22 protein-coding genes and 2 tRNA genes are annotated in these 18,126 nt (G+C 41.3%); 5 read left to right on the forward strand and 19 right to left on the reverse strand.

Annotated features, from left to right (window positions below):
- Positions 1-225: 225 nt before the first annotated feature.
- From NQ117_RS19375 to NQ117_RS19390, 4 genes are all read right to left on the reverse strand, one after another.
- Positions 226-1,995: an ABC transporter ATP-binding protein gene (locus NQ117_RS19375; protein ID WP_258279662.1), complete on the reverse strand. Its 1,770-nt coding sequence runs from the start codon at positions 1,993-1,995 to the stop codon at positions 226-228.
- A gap of 84 nt (positions 1,996-2,079) precedes the next feature.
- Entirely contained in the window at positions 2,080-2,607 is a 528-nt protein-coding gene (locus tag NQ117_RS19380) for a TlpA family protein disulfide reductase (RefSeq protein ID WP_258279663.1), read from the reverse strand.
- 9 nt (positions 2,608-2,616) lie between these two features.
- Positions 2,617-3,132, reverse strand: a complete 516-nt coding sequence (locus tag NQ117_RS19385) for a MauE/DoxX family redox-associated membrane protein (protein ID WP_258279664.1) — start codon at positions 3,130-3,132, stop codon at positions 2,617-2,619.
- Positions 3,133-3,291: 159 nt separating this feature from the next.
- A complete protein-coding gene (locus tag NQ117_RS19390) occupies positions 3,292-3,936 on the reverse strand; it encodes a response regulator transcription factor (protein ID WP_258279665.1) in 645 nt (214 codons plus the stop codon).
- A gap of 345 nt (positions 3,937-4,281) precedes the next feature.
- On the opposite strand from NQ117_RS19390, the gene NQ117_RS19395 reads away from it, so the two are divergent.
- Both NQ117_RS19395 and NQ117_RS19400 read left to right on the forward strand, forming a co-directional pair.
- Positions 4,282-4,357: transfer RNA gene (locus NQ117_RS19395), tRNA-His, on the forward strand.
- A gap of 8 nt (positions 4,358-4,365) precedes the next feature.
- Positions 4,366-4,447 (forward strand) — tRNA-Leu (locus tag NQ117_RS19400).
- A 114-nt stretch (positions 4,448-4,561) separates the two neighbouring features.
- Here the strand turns inward: NQ117_RS19400 and NQ117_RS19405 are convergent.
- From NQ117_RS19405 to NQ117_RS19440, 8 genes are all read right to left on the reverse strand, one after another.
- Complete coding sequence (locus NQ117_RS19405) at positions 4,562-5,011, reverse strand: hypothetical protein (RefSeq protein WP_258279666.1); 450 nt, start codon at positions 5,009-5,011, stop codon at positions 4,562-4,564.
- A gap of 44 nt (positions 5,012-5,055) precedes the next feature.
- Complete coding sequence (gene yqeK, locus NQ117_RS19410; RefSeq protein WP_258279667.1) at positions 5,056-5,664, reverse strand: bis(5'-nucleosyl)-tetraphosphatase (symmetrical) YqeK; 609 nt, start codon at positions 5,662-5,664, stop codon at positions 5,056-5,058.
- Positions 5,651-6,373, reverse strand: coding sequence for a class I SAM-dependent DNA methyltransferase (locus NQ117_RS19415; protein ID WP_258279668.1), 723 nt, complete (start codon positions 6,371-6,373; stop codon positions 5,651-5,653). The genes yqeK and NQ117_RS19415 overlap by 14 nt, the downstream gene beginning before the upstream one ends.
- A 67-nt stretch (positions 6,374-6,440) precedes the next feature.
- The gene (locus tag NQ117_RS19420; RefSeq protein WP_258279669.1) at positions 6,441-7,010 is read right to left on the reverse strand and encodes a DUF1572 domain-containing protein; all 570 of its coding nucleotides are present in this window, start codon (positions 7,008-7,010) and stop codon (positions 6,441-6,443) included.
- A gap of 38 nt (positions 7,011-7,048) precedes the next feature.
- Complete coding sequence (locus tag NQ117_RS19425) at positions 7,049-7,504, reverse strand: RidA family protein (RefSeq protein ID WP_258279670.1); 456 nt, start codon at positions 7,502-7,504, stop codon at positions 7,049-7,051.
- An 80-nt stretch (positions 7,505-7,584) separates the two neighbouring features.
- Positions 7,585-8,385 (reverse strand): protein phosphatase 2C domain-containing protein, encoded by an 801-nt coding sequence (locus tag NQ117_RS19430; protein WP_258279671.1) that lies wholly within the window; start codon positions 8,383-8,385, stop codon positions 7,585-7,587.
- Between the two features lie 256 nt (positions 8,386-8,641).
- Complete coding sequence (locus NQ117_RS19435) at positions 8,642-8,923, reverse strand: hypothetical protein (RefSeq protein ID WP_258279672.1); 282 nt, start codon at positions 8,921-8,923, stop codon at positions 8,642-8,644.
- Positions 8,924-8,932: 9 nt separating this feature from the next.
- On the reverse strand, positions 8,933-10,189 hold the full coding sequence (locus tag NQ117_RS19440; protein WP_258279673.1) for an MFS transporter: 1,257 nt from the start codon (positions 10,187-10,189) through the stop codon (positions 8,933-8,935).
- A gap of 268 nt (positions 10,190-10,457) precedes the next feature.
- Here NQ117_RS19440 and NQ117_RS19445 point away from each other — a divergent pair, with 268 nt between their 5' ends.
- Genes NQ117_RS19445 through NQ117_RS19455 form a run of 3 tightly spaced genes read left to right on the forward strand, consistent with a single transcriptional unit; the run spans position 10,458 to position 13,634 of the window.
- A complete protein-coding gene (locus tag NQ117_RS19445; RefSeq protein WP_258279674.1) occupies positions 10,458-11,498 on the forward strand; it encodes a DUF418 domain-containing protein in 1,041 nt (346 codons plus the stop codon).
- Positions 11,499-11,515: 17 nt separating this feature from the next.
- Positions 11,516-12,223, forward strand: coding sequence for a response regulator transcription factor (locus tag NQ117_RS19450; protein ID WP_258279675.1), 708 nt, complete (start codon positions 11,516-11,518; stop codon positions 12,221-12,223).
- 4 nt (positions 12,224-12,227) lie between these two features.
- The gene (locus NQ117_RS19455) at positions 12,228-13,634 is read left to right on the forward strand and encodes a sensor histidine kinase (protein ID WP_258279676.1); all 1,407 of its coding nucleotides are present in this window, start codon (positions 12,228-12,230) and stop codon (positions 13,632-13,634) included.
- A 305-nt stretch (positions 13,635-13,939) separates the two neighbouring features.
- On the opposite strand, the gene NQ117_RS19460 is transcribed toward NQ117_RS19455, so the two are convergent.
- From NQ117_RS19460 to NQ117_RS19490, 7 genes are all read right to left on the reverse strand, one after another.
- On the reverse strand, positions 13,940-14,788 hold the full coding sequence (locus NQ117_RS19460) for a DNA alkylation repair protein (protein WP_258279677.1): 849 nt from the start codon (positions 14,786-14,788) through the stop codon (positions 13,940-13,942).
- Positions 14,789-14,801: 13 nt separating this feature from the next.
- On the reverse strand, positions 14,802-15,254 hold the full coding sequence (locus NQ117_RS19465; protein WP_258279678.1) for a GNAT family N-acetyltransferase: 453 nt from the start codon (positions 15,252-15,254) through the stop codon (positions 14,802-14,804).
- A 321-nt stretch (positions 15,255-15,575) separates the two neighbouring features.
- Positions 15,576-15,791, reverse strand: a complete 216-nt coding sequence (locus NQ117_RS19470) for a hypothetical protein (protein ID WP_258279679.1) — start codon at positions 15,789-15,791, stop codon at positions 15,576-15,578.
- 139 nt (positions 15,792-15,930) lie between these two features.
- Positions 15,931-16,218: a hypothetical protein gene (locus NQ117_RS19475; protein ID WP_258279680.1), complete on the reverse strand. Its 288-nt coding sequence runs from the start codon at positions 16,216-16,218 to the stop codon at positions 15,931-15,933.
- 62 nt (positions 16,219-16,280) lie between these two features.
- A complete protein-coding gene (locus tag NQ117_RS19480) occupies positions 16,281-16,796 on the reverse strand; it encodes a GNAT family N-acetyltransferase (protein WP_258279681.1) in 516 nt (171 codons plus the stop codon).
- An 84-nt stretch (positions 16,797-16,880) separates the two neighbouring features.
- On the reverse strand, positions 16,881-17,618 hold the full coding sequence (locus NQ117_RS19485; protein WP_258279682.1) for a phosphotransferase family protein: 738 nt from the start codon (positions 17,616-17,618) through the stop codon (positions 16,881-16,883).
- Between the two features lie 16 nt (positions 17,619-17,634).
- Entirely contained in the window at positions 17,635-17,937 is a 303-nt protein-coding gene (locus tag NQ117_RS19490) for a hypothetical protein (protein WP_258279683.1), read from the reverse strand.
- Positions 17,938-18,126 lie beyond the last annotated feature (189 nt).

Genomic DNA, 18,126 nt, shown 5'->3' on the forward strand with positions numbered 1-18,126 from the left:
AAGCATCAAATCATTGTAAAAAATAATTCATACTCTCTTTACATTTGCATGTGTAAAAAGAAAACAGCTGGTTGGGGAAATTTCCCAACCAGCTGTTTCGGATGTACTAGCAGTCACAAGTACTTGTCCCCCAACTACCGCTACATGCTCTTACTTTGTAACGTTTTCCATCGGCGTTATTTGTACAACTAATAGTAGTACAATTGCAATCTAATGGCTCGAATATCATGATATCACCTCCTTGTCATAGTATAATTCAGCTTGAGTATGAAACATTGCTGCATATAAGCCATCCATTTGCATGAGCTCATAATGATTTCCCTGCTCAATAATACGACCTTCATCTAGAACGAGAATCATATCCGCATGCTTACAACTGCCAAGCCGATGTGAAACCATGAAAGAAATCTTATTTTCCGTTAATGATGAGAATAAGCGATATAACTCAGCTTCCGCCATCGGATCCATTGAGGCTGTAGGCTCATCCAATACAACAATTTCGGCATCTCGAAAAAAAGCTCGACTAAGTGCAATCTTTTGCCATTGTCCTTGAGATAGCTCATGTCCTCCTTCAAACATCACACCAAGAGGCGTATCTACTCCCTGTGACTGTTCAAGAATCCATTTCTCAAGACCGCTTTTACGCGCTGCTTCTAGCAGTTTTTCATCGTTTTTCATATGACTTAACTGACCAAATCCAATGTTTTCACGCACAGGTAGTTGATATTGCATGTAGTCCTGAAAAACAGCTGTAATTCGCTGGCGATAACTATTCGGATCAAGGCTGTTTAACGGCACCCCATCATACGTTACGGTTCCTTCTTGAGGTGTGTACAATCCGATTAAACATTTCACTAACGTACTTTTCCCCGCTCCATTTTGGCCAACAATTGCAACTCGTTGCCCCGGTTTAATCTGTATGGAAATCTCTTTCAGAATCGGTTTTGTTGAATTAGGGTATTTAAATGTGAGATTACAAGCTTCAATTCCCCTATGTAAGGGACCATTTAACATCATCGGATACTCTGGTCGTTCCTCTTCTTTCATCTGCATAAACAAAATCCATTCCCCTACGTGTAATGCATCTTGATAAAAATGAGATAAGTTGCGTGCCATCACCTCAGAATTTTGTTGTGACCTACGAATCGCTTGCGTAATCGAGACATATGACCCAATAGATAGAGATCCTCCTGCGCACAGCCACACTAATAACCCGCTTACTGCATATAAGGCACCCTCGACCACCCCCTCTTGAATGGCGTTATACTTCAGAGCCTTCGTCTGCAACTGAAATTGCTCATTTGCATTTTTCCAATAGAGCTTAGACCATATCTCCCGCAGATACGATGCTATTCCGTAGATACGGATTTCTTTAGCAGAATCTCGCCCGCTCAATAATGAGAACACATAACGGGATTTGCGAAGTACAGTTGTTTGACTAATCATTTGCCAAAAATATGCTTGTCCTATGCGAACGTTGAGTATAAAAGAAGGAATAACAATAAGTAAGAGAGCGATTGCTACAGACCAATGAAATCCGATAAGTACAATTAATATCGCTGTAAATGTAAAACAATCTTGGCCTAATGAAAATAATTCTTGAATAACTGTCATTGCACGACTGCTCATACCGTTAGAAACTCTTTGTAATCGGTCATAATAGTCCGGTTGATCATAGGTAATCAACGGCAGCCTGACTGCTTTATCTGCAATTTGCGCTTCAATGTGAAACGCCATCTTCATTCTTAAGCGTAAAGAAATTCGATCGCTTAGAACAGTAATAGCAAGTAAGCCAATAATCATAACCGATTGTATCGTAATCCAAGTGAAGGCTTCATAAACCAAATTTTCTTTTTGCCCTGCCGAAGTGGTCACCTGTGTCAACGCATCAATGATTCCTTCCGTCACATATATCTGTATGGCTGGAATAATTGCCACGATCGAAAATAACACCACAGTAAGCATGAACATACCGCGCTCAAATTTCCACAACATGCCTACAATAACTGCAGCTGCCTTCCAAGCGGAGCGCTTACTACTATCGCGCAGTGAACTCCCCTCCGTCGAATTCGGATTTATTTAAGCGGTTCGTGCCATTTGTAAAAGTATTTTCAGGTCGTCTTCCGTGTTCACAGCTCCTTTAGCTACCACTTTCCCATCCGCGTTTAAAAAGTAGGCGAATGGAAGTAACTTCACATTAAAATTAGGTAGATCTTCTTCCTCAATTAAGGAAATAGGTATTTTCATCTCAAATTCGTTGATTTTCTCAGTAATTGATTCCATATTTCCTACCATAAGATTGACGACTTTTAGCTGGGGTTGTTTTTCTTGGAATGGGGTCAAGGTTGGGTATAATAATGCACAATAAGCACAAGTTGTTGAAGTGAACGTTACTATTGTGCCTTCCGTACTCGGACGAACTAAAGATATCACTTCTCCTGTCATACTGGGGAGATTCAGTAAAGGGAATTTCTCTCCTTTTGCCAAGCCCATATTACTGTTATAAAGCTCCTTTTTAATAGAGCGCTGGTAAACTTGTGTCAAAGAATAAGTAACCAAAATTAGCATCACATACATGACCAGTTCGGCCCACTGCATGATATTCATTACGTCACCTCACTTTTTAAGTGATGACTTTCGAAACTGCTGCATCGCACTAAGCAACCCGTATCCTAGCATGATGGATAATGTAATAAATAGGGCCGCTAACCATTCTTGAATCGGTGTAGCTTGGAGCCCTGTTGGTTGCGAGTTAACAAATAAATAAATAACCATGATTGCAAGCAATATGATTCTTGACATCGTCTTCGCTCCAAATTGTTCTGGCAGTAGATTACCAAAACAATTACAATCTAGCTCTTTACCTCTCGCTTTCCACACCGCCCAACTAAAGCTTATCAATAGCGCTCCAATACCTATTTGTCCAAACACACGTGTCTCCTCTACTAAAATCAATAGCGCAACAATAAGCTCAGTAGTTGGAATCACTCGAGAACCTAGGGGTATCAATTTGTTTGTCACACCAAGTTGTTCAAGTGTCCTTCGAAATGGAAGCGGATTCATAAACTTTGGAGCTGTGCTCGCCAGAAAAATAACTGAGAGAAAGATTTGTATAAATGCTGCTAGACTCACTTTCATCCCCCCCAAGTAGGTTAGCTCTATAATAGATTCATTACCCTATCTGCATAAGTACCCATTTTACTAGGTACCCCCTATAGGAATATCTGAATATAATAACAGCGCTACTCAAAGGCATAACTAGTAGATGAATCATTAATCTCTTTCTCAAACTTATATATTTAACATTTTCTTATTATAAGCAAGTTTGGCCGCTTCCTTGCTAGAAGCAACTTGAAGTTTCTTTAGAATCCGATTGACATGATTTTTAACTGTTCTCTCTGCAATGCAAAGCTCTTTTTGTACTCGTGACAAGGTATATCCTTTATAAATCAAACTGAGTATTTCTTTTTCCATGTGTGTTAATACTTTTGAGTGATGTTCATGTAGTAGCCGGGAGAGATTTTCAATTAGGAGCTGCACGGAAGAATTTGACCATAGAGGACTATGATTCATGGAATGTCTTATAATGGTGGGTAACTCATGAAGATAACGTTTATCCAGAAAGTTGTCCATACCAGCTTGATTGGCTTCTATCATCCATTCGAGCTCGAAATGAGATGACAATACAACAATCGGGCAGTTAAATACCTCCTTAATTTTTCGTAGAAGCTCTAGCCCAGAGAAATGACTTTCAAAATGCAAATCTACTACAGCAGCATCAATAGAATCCAAACAACTAGAGATACGTTCTTGAAAACCTTCTAGTCTGTTTATATGACATGGAATCATCCATTTCTCCGTATCACGTTCAAGTTGCTCACGAATAAGTTCAACCCATATCGGAGAGCCTTCTACGAGAATAAGTTTCTTTTCCATTTCAGCATCCACCTTCCCCACGATAAATTAGATGCACCCATAGAATCATTTTTTAGCGTATTGCAGTCTTAAAGTTTATAAGCACCCCCCCTTTTTTAAGGCTAACCTTCTTCGCCACTTCCTAAAATATACATTATTCAATTACATTTTTGTATTATACATATAAAGAATCCTAATTTTTGTTATTAAACTTCCCGAATAATACAAAACTATACGTATCAATAGAAAAAAACACTTCAGGATTCCTGCAATCAACTCGTGGTATCTCAATTTTTTACCATAATTTGCACGTTGCCTTCACTTGATGAATATGATAAATTATATTCTTGTAAGGCAAACGTTATGGCGATCGTGGCGAAGTGGTTAACGCACCGGTTTGTGGATCCGGCATTCGGGGGTTCAATTCCCCTCGGTCGCCCCATACGATTTGCCGATGTGGTGGAATTGGCAGACACGCCGCACTCAAAATGCGGTGCCGCAAGGCTTGCCGGTTCGAGTCCGGCCATCGGTATTACAGTAAAAAGAGCTATAAAATGATTGTAACCAATCATTTTATAGCTCTTTTTCTATTCATGGATTGCTTGTTGTCATTATCTCCTCTGTACATATTCTCATCTTTGTTTCATTAAAATAATAACGTCATACCCTTCTTCTTCTTATAACAAATTATTTCTAAAATTCTAGTGACTGCGTAATAAACAAGCGCAAAGGCCCCGCCATAAATAGTAGCCCCAAACCTATTCACAGCATAAGTCGGCCCTCCTAATAAACTAAAGAAAATAAACGCCGTAATTATTCCCCCAACAAAGTATAGTGTTATGGATACGATTTCTCTTATAAAAGCACTTACTTTCATTGTTCTTAGTTTATTATCAATTACTAGTGAAAAAAGAACGGCCACTACGATATAAATCAACATTAAAAAAAGAAATGGAGCTATAAAATTGCCCGAGAAAGAAATGTAATATGTATTTGGTAAACGTTCAGACTCAGGAACTGTATTTATATAGGCAAGTGTGAAACTGATTAGGAGTGATGAAAGAAATGAACTAGCTATTCTGATAATTACGCTCATATTTCCCTCCTAGAAAAATGATGTTACCACATGAATAATAACACTTACACCTCATCCCTCAGCTCATAGTATGCATCTTTCAACCAAGGATGAACCACCTTCAACTGCTCACGCCGCTGCCACAAATAATCGATATAGCTAAAACATGCAGCATCAAGCGACTGCTCCAAAGCCTGTTTGATCTCATTCAAATAAGGAGGATTTCCTGGTTGATCCCAAGCTATTTTATCTGCTACGAACAGTACTTTATCTAACTCTGTCGGACTAGCTCGCAAAGTCGTATGGCATCCTGCGGCATCTATAATTTGATGGTCATCCACCTTAAAAAGATCAATCGCCATTTGTCTGGATAGCTTCTGATGAATAATCATCGGAAATGTTTCTTCCTCTGGCAGCACCTCGATACCGAGCTTATTAGCAACAGCAATACGTTCATCGTTTGGAATAACTGCGCTTATATCATGCAAATAGCCGCTGTATACGGCTGTATCAGGATCGACACCATATTGAAGAGCAATTTTACGTGCCTCATCGGCTACATCTAAGCAATGCTGCGCAGTGTCTGGACGACCATTGTCCACGAGAAACTGGTATGTATCATGACGTAAATCACCTGTTAATGGTCTTACGATCAGCTTGTCATAGCACTCCATTTTCGCTTCCTCCTATTGGACGCAGTACATACATCCCTCTACCGATTAATCCAACTGGATCATACTCCACTTTCATCCCTATCGATTCAAAAGCTTGTGTTAGTTCCTTTTGTCCAAACAACCCTAACTCATGGCGTTCCTTCCGATGCTCAATGCCTGTCTTCGAACCGATTAAATATTCAAAATTCAAGATCGACAGTTCATTTTCCGTATCCGCATGAGTCATTCGGCAAATCTGATACTCCTCCGTCTTATGCTGAATCATTGAGACGAATCCTGGTTGCCACGCCTTAGGAGTAAACCATGGTTCAATTAAAATCAAACCGCCATCCTCTAAATGATTGCTGAACTGCTGTACCGTACGTACTACAGCATCCAACGTTTTCGCATATGCTATCGAGCTGAACAAGCACATGACCACATCATATTTACGACCTACATCAAACCGAGTCATATCTTCACACCAGAAGCTCGAATCTGGATTTCGCTGCTGCGCAAGCGCTACAAACTCCTTATTCAGATCGATGCCATCCACATTATAATCTCGATTCAAATATTCAACATGCCTGCCTGTGCCGCAGGCTACGTCCAATACTGTCTTTGCCTCAGGATGTCTGCTGTGCATATAGTCGCGAATTTGCTCGGCCTCTTGCTCATAATCTTTAAAACTATAGATAACATCATACAATTGCGCACTCTTATCGAACATTTCTACCATCTCCTTTAGCTGTTCTATTAAAACGGTGAATGATCACGATAAATAAATATCATATTTTTCATTTTCGCAGCTCTTCATCTAAAAAATGTTTGACCGCTCTTTCGTTAGAAAACTTGTTAGCGTTAAATTCGTTCGAACGATTCCGTGGAATCGATAAACTATCCCAACTGCCCTTTTTAAGCAGCTTTGCTGCATATACGATTTGCCCTACGTGATACGGGTAGTGAGCCAATTGCCGATTGATAGCCTCCATTACGGTGTGACCTTCATTTCGAATATAAATAATGTGCGATAGTTGGTCAGGTCTGATAGATTCAAGAGCGTCAAACAAACACGCCCATCCTTCATTCCATTTCTGAAGGAGCTCTTCTTTCGTCTGGATATCATTTTCAAATTCCGAATCTCTGTCGCGCCAAGGCTTTTCTCCATCTGTCTTCAGAAAATCCGTCCATCTTGAGAGCATATTCCCCCACAAGTGCTTCACGATAGTAGCAATACTATTGGAATCATCATGCACAGCCATAAATAGTTGCTCTGGTTCGACTTGCTCCATCGCTTTTTCGCCAATGGTTTTGTAGTAGAGAAATTGTTTCTTTATACTATCTAAATAGGCATGCTGTTCCACCATGCTCGCCCCCTCTGAAGGTTGAGAATCTATCATTCTACTTATTCTTCTACTTGGAAAATAGAATCCACGATAATCGGTAGATTGTCTCTAACCGATACAGCCCCAAGTACCGATCTTGCGTGCACTCCTTTTTCCGCAAACACCTCATACATCAGATCGGAATATCCATTCAAAACCTTAGCATGTTCTTCAAATTCAGGTACTGCATTAATAAATCCTTGCACTTTTACGACTCTTTTTACTCGATCTAACGTACCTAGTGCATCCTTAACGACAGCAAGTACTTCAATCGCCGCTTCTCGCGCAAATTGATAGCCTTCCTCAGCAGTATACTCTCTTCCCAGTTTTCCTTTCGGCTTTCCTGACGGCCCTTTTCCTGAAATAAACATCAGTCCGTTCACAATAACGTAATTTGCATAACTTCCAGCAGGGTTACTTACTTCCGGCAGTACAATTCCCATCTCATTAAGTCTAGATTCAATTAGTGTCGTCATGTGTCATCCTGCTTTCTATACGTTATAAATGATTATTTTTTCTCCTAAGCTTCATCTAATCTATCGATAACTAATGCTAACTACTTTTTCATCTGATCAGAAGGAATTAATCCCTCTTCCTCACTATGGTAGCTCCAGCAAACGACAGTTGCGCTGTCTTTGCCAGCCACACGATACACATATTGGAGCACTTCATTTACTCCTACTGATGCTGGTCGTTCCTGATAGAATGCTTCATAAATATGATTGGGATTTGCAAAATAGTGATCAGCGGCATCCAACACACCGTCGGTCAGCACAACAATTTCGTTGCGTCCCTTCCTAAGCTGTCTTCTTCCCACCGTATAGCACGGTACAGGCAAAGAGAAGCTGTTTACATGACCTACCCATTCAAAAAACTGTCTTTGGTTCAGCGCATATTGTCCTAGTCGCTTCATTTCAGGATGCAGCACATAGGCAGCACAATCACCAACAGAAAGCCACCACACATAAGATCCACGCTGGTAAATGAGAATACACGCCGTTTCTCCATTCATCTTGCTGTAGGCATCTAGTGAAGCCTCACTTTGAAACAAATCGACAAAGAAAGGTTCCAATCTTGTAAAAGCATACTCACTATTTAGTAGAGATAAGAGCTGGTCCTTCCTCTGTTCCACAGCCTCTAGCAGCCATTCCGCACTTTCTGCGCTATTATGAGCATCCAATACCATCGTGAATACCCACTGTCTTTGTGGCTCAACGAGGACAAATGCGCCATCTTCATTTTTACATGAACCTGCTCCGGTATGTCCGCCATAGCAACCAATTGTCACATGCCCGACGGAGGTCACATGCACCTCATCCAAATAAAGATGATGTTTGCCCAACCAGCTATGTTTCATAGGATGAAGCCTCCTTCAAAATGTTAGAAGCGGAATTCATATATACAGTTAATTTTTACTAGATTATAAATTATCGTACCAAATTTACCCACAAGGGTGCAATTCAACTTTCACTTTCTTCTTTCTCCTTCATTATGTGTAAAGAAATCAAAAAAAAGACCCGAGCGCTTGCTTATTTAAGCAAATACTCTGGCCTTTATATAGAGGATTTATTATGAAAATAATATCAACCGGTTTATAATCTTTCATGCCTCAGTTAATCATCTAAAAATCCATTGTAAAAAGAATTTGTCAATGCATATACAGAAAATAAAACTAACACCACAATAATTGACCTACGTACTAAGTTATTTATCTTATAAGGTATACATTTGAAATATAAATAAACAACACCCCACACAATTCCAATCCCGATTAGTTTACTAAATAGCCCTCCAAATAAGTATCCCGCAATAAGTATATAGGATAAGGAAAAGAGGTTTCCCGCAACAAACAAAAAGACTAGGGTTATGATAACAAAGCTCCAACGCTTACTCATATAATCTCCTCATAGTCTGTTTGACTTCACACTAGACCAGATCACAACCGGAATAAGCAATAAAGACAGCAGCCCGCCTACTAGCGAAAGTGTATAGTAACTAAAATGTGCCGCAACTACGCCTGACACTACTCCACCTGATGCTCCAGCCAATGCAACTAGCACATCTACTGATCCTTGCGTCTTCGCACGCGTGCTCGTTTCCGTTCCATCCACAATAAGCGCAGTACCGCTAATAAGACCAAAATTCCAACCAAGTCCAAGCAATGCGAGCGCTGTAATAAGCAAAGGCAATGAATCAGGAGGAGCCAATGCCGCCAGCAAACCTGATGCCAGTAATGTTACACCCGCAGCAATAATAATCGCAGTCCGCCCCAACTTGTCTACCAAAAATCCTGTAATGAGTGAAGGAAGATACATCGCGCCTACGTGAACACCAATAACGAGACCGACATCCCTCATCCCATGCCCGTTATGCGTCATGTGGATGGGAGTCATCGTCATAATTGCAATCATCGTAAGCTGAGTCACGACCATAACAGTCGCCCCAATCGCGACACTTCTTCTATGAATGCCTGCCGGATGCGCGTGCACCTCAGTCGTATTACGAATAGCAGCTTGCTGAGCTGCTGCCGCAATCTCTTTGGCGAGCACTAATGGATCGGGACGAAGAAATATAAATAGCACAAGACCTGCAAGTATGTATGCCGCCGCTCCGAGCATAAATGGTCCAGCGAGCGCAGGAACGCCAATTGAAAGTGCGAATTCCCCCATTACTCCTACCAGATTTGGCCCCGCTACGGCACCAAATGTCGTAGAAACCATTGCAATACTGATTGCAGTAGCCCGCTGATGCGGTAATGCCAAGTCCGTACCTGCATAACGCGCCTGTAAATTGGTAGCTGTACCAACACCGTATACGAGTAAGGAGGAAAACAACAGAACAATATTGTCCGAAATCGCTGCAAGCACAATCCCAATAGCACCGATACCACCGGTCATAAATCCTGTCACAAGACCAACGCGCCTACTATAACGTTGAGATAATCTTCCTACAAGCAGTGCGGCAACCGCCGACCCAAGAGTGAACAGTGCTACAGGAACACCAGCGTAACTATCGGTTCCAAGCATTTCTTGAGCAAGCAATGCCCCAACGGTAATTCCAGCCGCCAACCCCGCTCCGCCGAACATTTGTGAGATAACGATAACGATTAAAGTGCGTTTGAATAACTTGCGATGCTGCTCTGGAGTTTCGATATTGCCCATAATACCAACCCTTTTCTCTCTATCGATTCCAATATTATATACCAAAAGGAACCAGTGTACGAGAAGTTCACAACTTCTCCTGCCTGCGAACTGACTGGGTCTGCTCAAATATTTAAGGTTCGTGTAAGGTTCCGATGAATTTGATGTAAGGTAGGCTAGTTATGATGATTCTTGTGGTTACACGTCTTGTGCCGTCTGCCAAGCATATCAGCAACTGTACCTAGACGTTTACCTTCATTTATTTTAAAAAAAGAGGAGTACGTTTAACATGAACGAACAAGAATCACATGCACCGCAGCAAAATCGGATCGTAGAACTCGACATGATACGTGGTTTTGCAATGATGGGCATATTTTTAGTTAACATTTTCAATTTCATTCAGTTGACTGAATTTGATAACAGCTTATTCCCTAATTACGATTGGATTGAAGTATTGTTTACAGGGAAGTTTTACGCAATCTTTTCATTGTTGTTTGGTGCTGGGGCAGCTATTTTTTTGACCCGAGCTAAACAAAAAGGAACCCCATATCGCTTCTATATAAGACGAATGCTCGTGTTAGCGATTATCGGATATATTCATTCCCTTGTCTGGGGCGGAGATGTACTACTTCCGTATGCGATAATTGGATTAGTGTTATTGGCACTGCATAAGATTCCAGCAAAAATATTATTTATGATATCTGCATCTCTGCATATAATCGGAATCATTGTTAATATCTCGGCCTATGACTATTTGCATGTTGGAAAGCCTGGTATACCAATTAGCTTGGACATCATGTTACTAATAACCGCTATGACTTCATTTCTCGTTTATTTTGTAGAAGGGTTCACACTGATGAACATGAATATTTTGTCCAGTTTGAAAAAAATGCCCCTACAACACGCGCGTTTGCTCATTATTTTCGGCATGATTAGCATAGTGTCTGTTATCGCACAGTTCACCTTGACCGAGCCCAAACTGAAGCACATTTTATTGATCACTTCCCAACCTATTCTTGTGGTATTCTATATTCTTACGCTTCTTGCGTTATCGAAAACAAAGCTGGGAACAATAGTGCTATCACCCTTGAATATGTGCGGAAAAATGGCAATGAGCAATTATTTAGGACAGACGGCGGTCGGCATACTTATATTGCCGCTCCTTATCGATATCGCTTCGCCTGCATTCCTTATTTTAGGGGTATGCGCGATCACTTGGGTAGTGCAAATTGCACTCAGCCATCTATGGTTGAGCCAGTTCCGCTTTGGTCCTGTAGAATGGATCTGGCGCTGCTTAACGTATTGGCGATTGTTTCCGCTAAGAAAATAATCAGAAGGTGATGGATCATGTCACTCCATAAGAAAGTGCTTATCGTAGATGATGAAGAGGATATCGTCCGTCTACTCAAAACAGTTCTAAACAAAGAAGGCATCGAGCACGTATACACAGCAGCCACGGCAGCGGATGCTATCACACAATTTGAACACATTCAGCCAGATGTCGTCGTCCTTGATATTATGCTGCCTGACGGAGAAGGCTATGATGTTTGCCAGAAGATTCGAAATATTTCTACCGTCCCTATCCTATTTCTCTCTGCCAAAACAGAAGAAATCGATAAACTGCTAGGTCTCGCAATTGGTGGAGATGACTATATTACAAAACCTTTCAGCCCAAAGGAAGTCGCTTATCGCATTAAAGCTCATTTTAGAAGAGCTGACTACCAAATCATTGAGGAACCTACCGTTCCTCTTATTACGGTGGGACCATTTGAATTCGACCACGAAAAGACAGAGTTCCGCAAACATGGACAAGTCATTGAGCTGAAGCCAAAAGAAGTCGGACTCATGGCATTGTTTATGAAACATCCGAACCAAATTATTAGCAAGGAAACGATCTGCCAGCATGTATGGGGAGAAGATTACTTTGGCTTCGATAATACGGTTATGGTGCATATTCGACGGCTGCGAGAGAAGATTGAAGTCGATCCCTCCAACCCAACTTATTTAATTACAGTTAAAGGATTGGGCTACAAGCTCGTAAAAAAGGATGAGTAGGGTTATGAAGTGGAAGTTGACAGGGAAGTTTCTTACCGCCGTCGTGATTGCTGTTGTGTTCGTTTTCATAACCAATGTTATGGTAATCTTCGGGTTATATTTGGTTCAGGGATTTTCTCAAGGTCAAGCTCCATTATCTCAAACGGATGCTGAACGAATGACGAGAGATTTTCATAAACAGCTATCCATCGTAAACAATCAAGTGACGATAACAGAGCAAGGGAAAAATAGGCTCAACAATCATCAGGCATGGATTCAAGTGCTGAATGACCGTGGCGAGCACATATACAGCTACCTTGCACCTAATTCTCTGCCTAAGAAGTATACCCCTATCCAAATCGTGCAGATTTATAAATATTATGAAATCGACGGGGATACAACGATACTCATTGGTGAAGAACGGGCTAATAATCAAAGTTATAGTTATTTGATCGGCTTCCGCGACCCGGATTTACGAAAAAAAGTATGGATATACGACAAGCAAGAACTCCTCCAGCTGTTTCAACTGGGGGGTATCTTCGTTTTGGCAATTGATGTGATTATTGCTTTAATCATAGGCTACTTCTACAGCACGAGACTAACCAAACCACTAAAAAAACTTATGGAAGCGATCAAGCAGTTAGCCAACAAGAAATACCCTGCCACACACGAAGAGAAGGGCATATATCGCGATGTATTCCAGCATGTAAATGAGCTTTCGTTGGAGCTGCAATCCAATGAGCGTGAAAGAAAAAAGCTGGACATCATGAAGGAAGAATGGATCAGCAATATTTCACATGATATGAAAACACCGCTTGCTTCCATTCAAGGCTATGCCGAACTGATGAAAAATGACGAGTATCAGTTTACCGTCGAGGAAATGCAAGAATACGCCGATATTATCGAACAGAAATCACTGTATTTGAAAGATGTAATAGAAGACTTGAACTTGTCCACCCGACTAAAAAACAAGAAGCTATCTTTGCATCTTGCACGTACCAACATCGTGTCTTTGATCCGCACGATCGTGATCGATATTTTGAACGACCCTAAATATTCAGGCAGACATATAGATTTCCAATTTGAAAAAGAACCAATCTACGCCGATGTCGATGAACTGCTTATACGCAGGGCTATCAACAATCTCATTTACAATGCACTTGTTCATAACAGTCCGGATGTGCATATCATCGTTAACATTATGCAAGACGAACAAACACATATTCGTATTCAAGACAATGGTCAAGGCATTCAGAAGGGAGAATTAGAGAAAATAGTTGATCGCTACTACCGTGGAACCAACACCGGTGAACGACACAAAGGATCTGGCCTAGGTCTTGCGATTGCCAACGATATTATAAAAACCCACAATGGAAAGCTCACATTCGAAAGCGAGCCTAGACGTGGAACAACAGTGGAAGTTGAATTTTGATTAAACATAGGAATAAAAATGTTTCACATCGCATGGCATGCAGCACTGTATATCAATATGGTGCTGCATACACTACATTTATTACCTTTGTATTACTACCTTTAATACAGGCCCCTATACGGTGATAAATTACCTTTTCTTTTTTGCATTTCAATCATTGATCAACAAATCCGTCATTTTATCCTGCCATTGACCCTTGCACAAGTTTTGGATTCATCCATTTCGATCCCGTTTTAAAAATAGCTAAAGTGCAATCTATGTGCATAAATCCTTGTAAGAGGATGCCTGCATTGACTAGATCATGCCTACTTTTTCAAGGTTCGAGTCGCTCGCTTTACAATTTTGGAAGTTTCCTTAGAATCAGACTCTTGGGTCCATCGCCCACAGATTTGAAGTACCCACTCAGGTTTGGATTTACTAGCATCGTTCAACCAATTGCCTACTGAATCCTGTACATACTTAGAAGGGTCTGATTTCACCTGTTCCAACAAAGGAAGCGCCAACTCCGGCTGAAGCTTAAACCCTTGGATATGGCTTGTCCATACCCCACATGGTCTCGTAGCTTCCACAGCAAATCGACGAATGTTGGCATCTTCATCGTGTGTCCAAACCGATAAAATTTCAATAGCAGAGCTCAAGTCCCGAGCAATATGATCGCGAACCGCCATCCAAGCAATTTCCCTTACGCCAAAATGTTTATCCGCTGCGAATCTCTTCATTTTCTCCAACTTTTGTTGTAGAGATAAATCAGGGTTCGCGCTTATCATATAACAGCCCCAGCAGCGAACACTATCCGATCCATGTGTCCAAATAGATTCCATCCGCATCGCCTTCTGCTGCACATCCTCTTCCGCGCTAAGTGCTTCATATAGCAGCTTTCCAACTAAGGGCATTGCCTTCATGACTTTCTTTTCTTTCAACTGATCGATTTGCTGTATTACAGGCTCCACAAGATACCCCAACTCTAAACGAGGCAGCACATGCTGTACAAGTACGACATGATCAACTGCAAGCCATTCCATCAGATTGACGCTTTCAAGGACTCCTTCATTGAGCCACTGCTTAATATCATCAGGAATATCGGCAGCGCGCACAGCTCCTTTGCGATTGATAACTCGTTCCGGAAAAAACAGGGTCCATCCGTGTGATTTCATATCTACAGCTCCCTTATAAATATTTCACAAATCCGATAGACGACTCACGATCATAGCCAATCGATTCATAAAACGGATGTGCAGCCAATCTCACCGCACTCGAAAATAACTGTGTACGATAACAGTCACGCTCAATCGCAAGCTGTTCGATTCGTTCCATTAACAGCTTCCCTATGCCAAGCCCTCGATAGTTACTGGAGACAACAACATTTTCGATCACCATAAACGAACGACAATCGAGCAGCAGATCATGGCAAACGATGCCCATCGCCGTCCCCATCAATTGTCCCGCCTCATTCTTGGCGCCGATGATGTAATAATCCTCGTTATTTTGTAGACGTAAAAATTGTGTCTTTATTTGATCCACATGCAACTCATGGTCCACCAGTTCTTTATATAACTCTACTAATGCTTCCAAGTCATCAATCGTTAAACATTCAATCGTTACTCTTGAAGTTGATTCCACGTTGCTCTGCCTCCTTTAATAAAAAAGCCCTAGATAACTTTTCTATCTATAGGCTTTGTGTCCACGATATACGGAAACCATCAAAATATATCCACAATTATACACTTTTAAAATTATGAATGGAAATGACACACCGTTTCACTTAAACATAGGTAATACGACTCAACTTTATCGACTTGCTCACTCCCTGACCTATCATTATTGAATGCATCACAAATAACCAGTCGCTGAAGAAATCTGGACAACTGGTTAACAAACAGCCTTATAAACTTTCTTATAGCAAACGTAAAGGGTTACTACATCTCCCGTATCTTTCAGATGTTAATCCATTTCTACACTTGGAACCGCGGCAAAGAACACGTCTGTCACTTCTTTTTGAAATACAGCCTGCACATAATCCGAAATTTGTGCAAGTTCTTCATCTGTTTTGTACTCCAAACATGGGCGCCCCTCACAGCTCAGTACCGTACAGCCGAATTCTTCCTTCACTTGCTCAATGACAAAGTCCTGATCCGCAACAATACTGCTTTGCTTCACATGATTCATCTCCTTCATGGTGTAAAGAACGACAAGGTCATGTACACTTTTACAAGCTAAATTCTATCCTCATAGTTATGTAATACTGCAAATTCAAGCATACTTCCAATGAAAAATATCACACTTAATCGAACGAAGCTTATTTTTGAACCGACAAGACAAGCTCATCCAGCTCCTGTTGAAACTGCTGACGCTCACGCACACTTTGCTCCAATGACTTTACATACTTCCTATCCAGTAATTTTTCTCTCACTTGCGAATTGGAATGAAACAGCTCCTGGTATCGTTCTTCTCGATACAACAAATCAAACCATTCCTGCTCCTTTACAAGCTTCTTAATCCGTCGATCGATACGACGCTCTCTACCTTCTGCATCTTCTCTGCTGCTAATAAACACTTCTAGCAATCCAGCCAGCAACTCCAGCAAAGCACCGATACCAATCCCCTCCAAGGAAATTGAGATAATGAAGGTATGAGATACTCACTTATTTAAAAAAAGCACGCAGGATATTGAAGTTCACCTTGGATTGTTCCTAATAGTCCTTCTTGCAATTCACGCACCATAAACACATTATCCGGTACAGGGAACTGTGTGAGCTCCAATCCGTAGGTGCGTGCCGGCACAAATCCGAATTTGGGATAGTAATCAGGATGACCAATCAACAGTACAAGTGGATATTCAAGCTCTGCAGCTCGCTTCAATCCTTCTTCCATCAGTTTGGAACCTACTCCTAGCTTCTGATGAGTCGGCTTCGTACCTATCGGTGCCAACACAAGTACCTCCTGCTTAGTCCCTGATGGCGCAACGACATGAGCTTTGCTAAGCAGCACATGACCGATAATATCTTCTCCTTCTACAGCAACTAAGGAAAGCTCCGGTACGAACGTATCCGACTTACGAATGCGCTCTACAAGTGCAGACTCCTCATCCTTATTATTAAATGCCATATCATGCAACGCATATACTTGCGCATAATCTTGTGGTGTCTCTACACGAATCATCATAAGTGAACGATAACCTCTTTTTATTTATATTTTTGAATGTACAACTTCCCTTACTAGGTCAGCCTAATTATGGCTCCAGTTGGCTTAATCGCTTAGTCGCTTTCTCACGAACTGCAGGAGCTCCTGCTTCTCCGTTTCAGGAATCGAATCCGTCAATCGTGCTGCCGCAATCGGCAACATCCAACGTTCTATGTCTTCTCTTTTCATACGTGAACGTAGGCAATACTGTTTCAAATAAATGTGAAGCATAACCCTTCTCAATATTTGGACCACAATACGAACAGCTACCGACATCCCATCTGGCAATGTTCCGAAGCGCAGTAATAGGACGGTTCTAGCTGTATCTGCCGCTGGACTCCCTGCCATACCTGTCATCCAATCGATGATCCATGCATCTGTGCCTACAAGGACATTATCTGGATGAAAATCTCCGTGACAAAGCCTGTCTTCTACTGGTAAGGTAGCCAAATAAGCTAACAACTTCTCTTTCTCTCGCATAGAAAGCTGAGCAGCATTCGCAATACTTTGACTCAGGCTATCTTTCTGCTGACGCAAAGCAGTGGGTGCCGCTTGCTGATGCATGCTAACATGCAGATCAGCAAACTTTTTCGTCCATGTACCAACAAGCCATGGCTTGGAAGCTAGCAGATGAAGCAGCGTATTCCCTTCCACTTTTTGAAAAACAATTCCAAGTTGCGGTCCTACCTCTACTATTTCCAATGGCTTAGGTGTTAACACGCCCGCGGCAGAAACAGCTTCACTTACTCGATACTCCTCTACAATGACCGATTTCGGCATAGATCCGTGGTACAATTTCAACACATGACCTTCCCCGTACTCATATACATCTGCCGTTCGTCCCTATCCAATAATTCTCCCCATTCTCATCGATCATTCTCCTACTTACAGCGTTCCAGTTACATCTACACGATCTATTACTGCGTACAAGCACGCCTCTCTTGTTATCTATTTCTGCTAGCCAAAGATGTTCATTTTCCTGATCTCCGCGCTTAACAAAGTCATGAATCGAGTCGTTAATAAAGGCTGCAAAAGTATGATCAAACTGATACTCTTCCGCGTATATTCTGCAATGGGCTTCAATGACATAATCTTTATTTTGCTCGCTAAAAGATCGAATCAATAGAGTTCACCTCGTACATCTATATTTTGAAGGAAATATTGACGCTCAAACGATTATCTCATCATCATACTTGATCAAACTCCGTGCGGAAATATATGTATCAAAAATGTAAATCCAAACAAAGAGACTGCTCTTAAACAGACTCATCCATTCGAATCTATTTCAGTCACAGTCTCTGTACGTTTGCAT

It is taken from the genome of Paenibacillus sp. SC116, from assembly GCF_024733555.1.
In the GTDB taxonomy this organism is placed as follows: Bacteria; Bacillota; Bacilli; order Paenibacillales; family Paenibacillaceae; genus Paenibacillus_B.

What these genes read in the sequence shown, in the direction of transcription:
- NQ117_RS19375 (WP_258279662.1), bottom strand. Translation starts at nt 1,995, where the DNA reads ATGTTGTGGAAATTTGAGCGCGGTATGTTCATGCTTACTGTGGTGTTA.
- NQ117_RS19455 (WP_258279676.1), top strand. Translation starts at nt 12,228, where the DNA reads ATGAAGTGGAAGTTGACAGGGAAGTTTCTTACCGCCGTCGTGATTGCT.
- NQ117_RS19405 (WP_258279666.1), bottom strand. Translation starts at nt 5,011, where the DNA reads ATGAGCGTAATTATCAGAATAGCTAGTTCATTTCTTTCATCACTCCTA.
- NQ117_RS19480 (WP_258279681.1), bottom strand. Translation starts at nt 16,796, where the DNA reads ATGATGATTCGTGTAGAGACACCACAAGATTATGCGCAAGTATATGCG.
- NQ117_RS19450 (WP_258279675.1), top strand. Translation starts at nt 11,516, where the DNA reads ATGTCACTCCATAAGAAAGTGCTTATCGTAGATGATGAAGAGGATATC.
- NQ117_RS19380 (WP_258279663.1), bottom strand. Translation starts at nt 2,607, where the DNA reads ATGAATATCATGCAGTGGGCCGAACTGGTCATGTATGTGATGCTAATT.
- NQ117_RS19390 (WP_258279665.1), bottom strand. Translation starts at nt 3,936, where the DNA reads ATGGAAAAGAAACTTATTCTCGTAGAAGGCTCTCCGATATGGGTTGAA.
- NQ117_RS19430 (WP_258279671.1), bottom strand. Translation starts at nt 8,385, where the DNA reads ATGAAACATAGCTGGTTGGGCAAACATCATCTTTATTTGGATGAGGTG.
- NQ117_RS19415 (WP_258279668.1), bottom strand. Translation starts at nt 6,373, where the DNA reads ATGTTCGATAAGAGTGCGCAATTGTATGATGTTATCTATAGTTTTAAA.
- yqeK (WP_258279667.1), bottom strand. Translation starts at nt 5,664, where the DNA reads ATGGAGTGCTATGACAAGCTGATCGTAAGACCATTAACAGGTGATTTA.
- NQ117_RS19445 (WP_258279674.1), top strand. Translation starts at nt 10,458, where the DNA reads ATGAACGAACAAGAATCACATGCACCGCAGCAAAATCGGATCGTAGAA.
- NQ117_RS19435 (WP_258279672.1), bottom strand. Translation starts at nt 8,923, where the DNA reads ATGAGTAAGCGTTGGAGCTTTGTTATCATAACCCTAGTCTTTTTGTTT.
- NQ117_RS19425 (WP_258279670.1), bottom strand. Translation starts at nt 7,504, where the DNA reads ATGACGACACTAATTGAATCTAGACTTAATGAGATGGGAATTGTACTG.
- NQ117_RS19420 (WP_258279669.1), bottom strand. Translation starts at nt 7,010, where the DNA reads ATGGTGGAACAGCATGCCTATTTAGATAGTATAAAGAAACAATTTCTC.
- NQ117_RS19460 (WP_258279677.1), bottom strand. Translation starts at nt 14,788, where the DNA reads ATGAAATCACACGGATGGACCCTGTTTTTTCCGGAACGAGTTATCAAT.
- NQ117_RS19440 (WP_258279673.1), bottom strand. Translation starts at nt 10,189, where the DNA reads ATGGGCAATATCGAAACTCCAGAGCAGCATCGCAAGTTATTCAAACGC.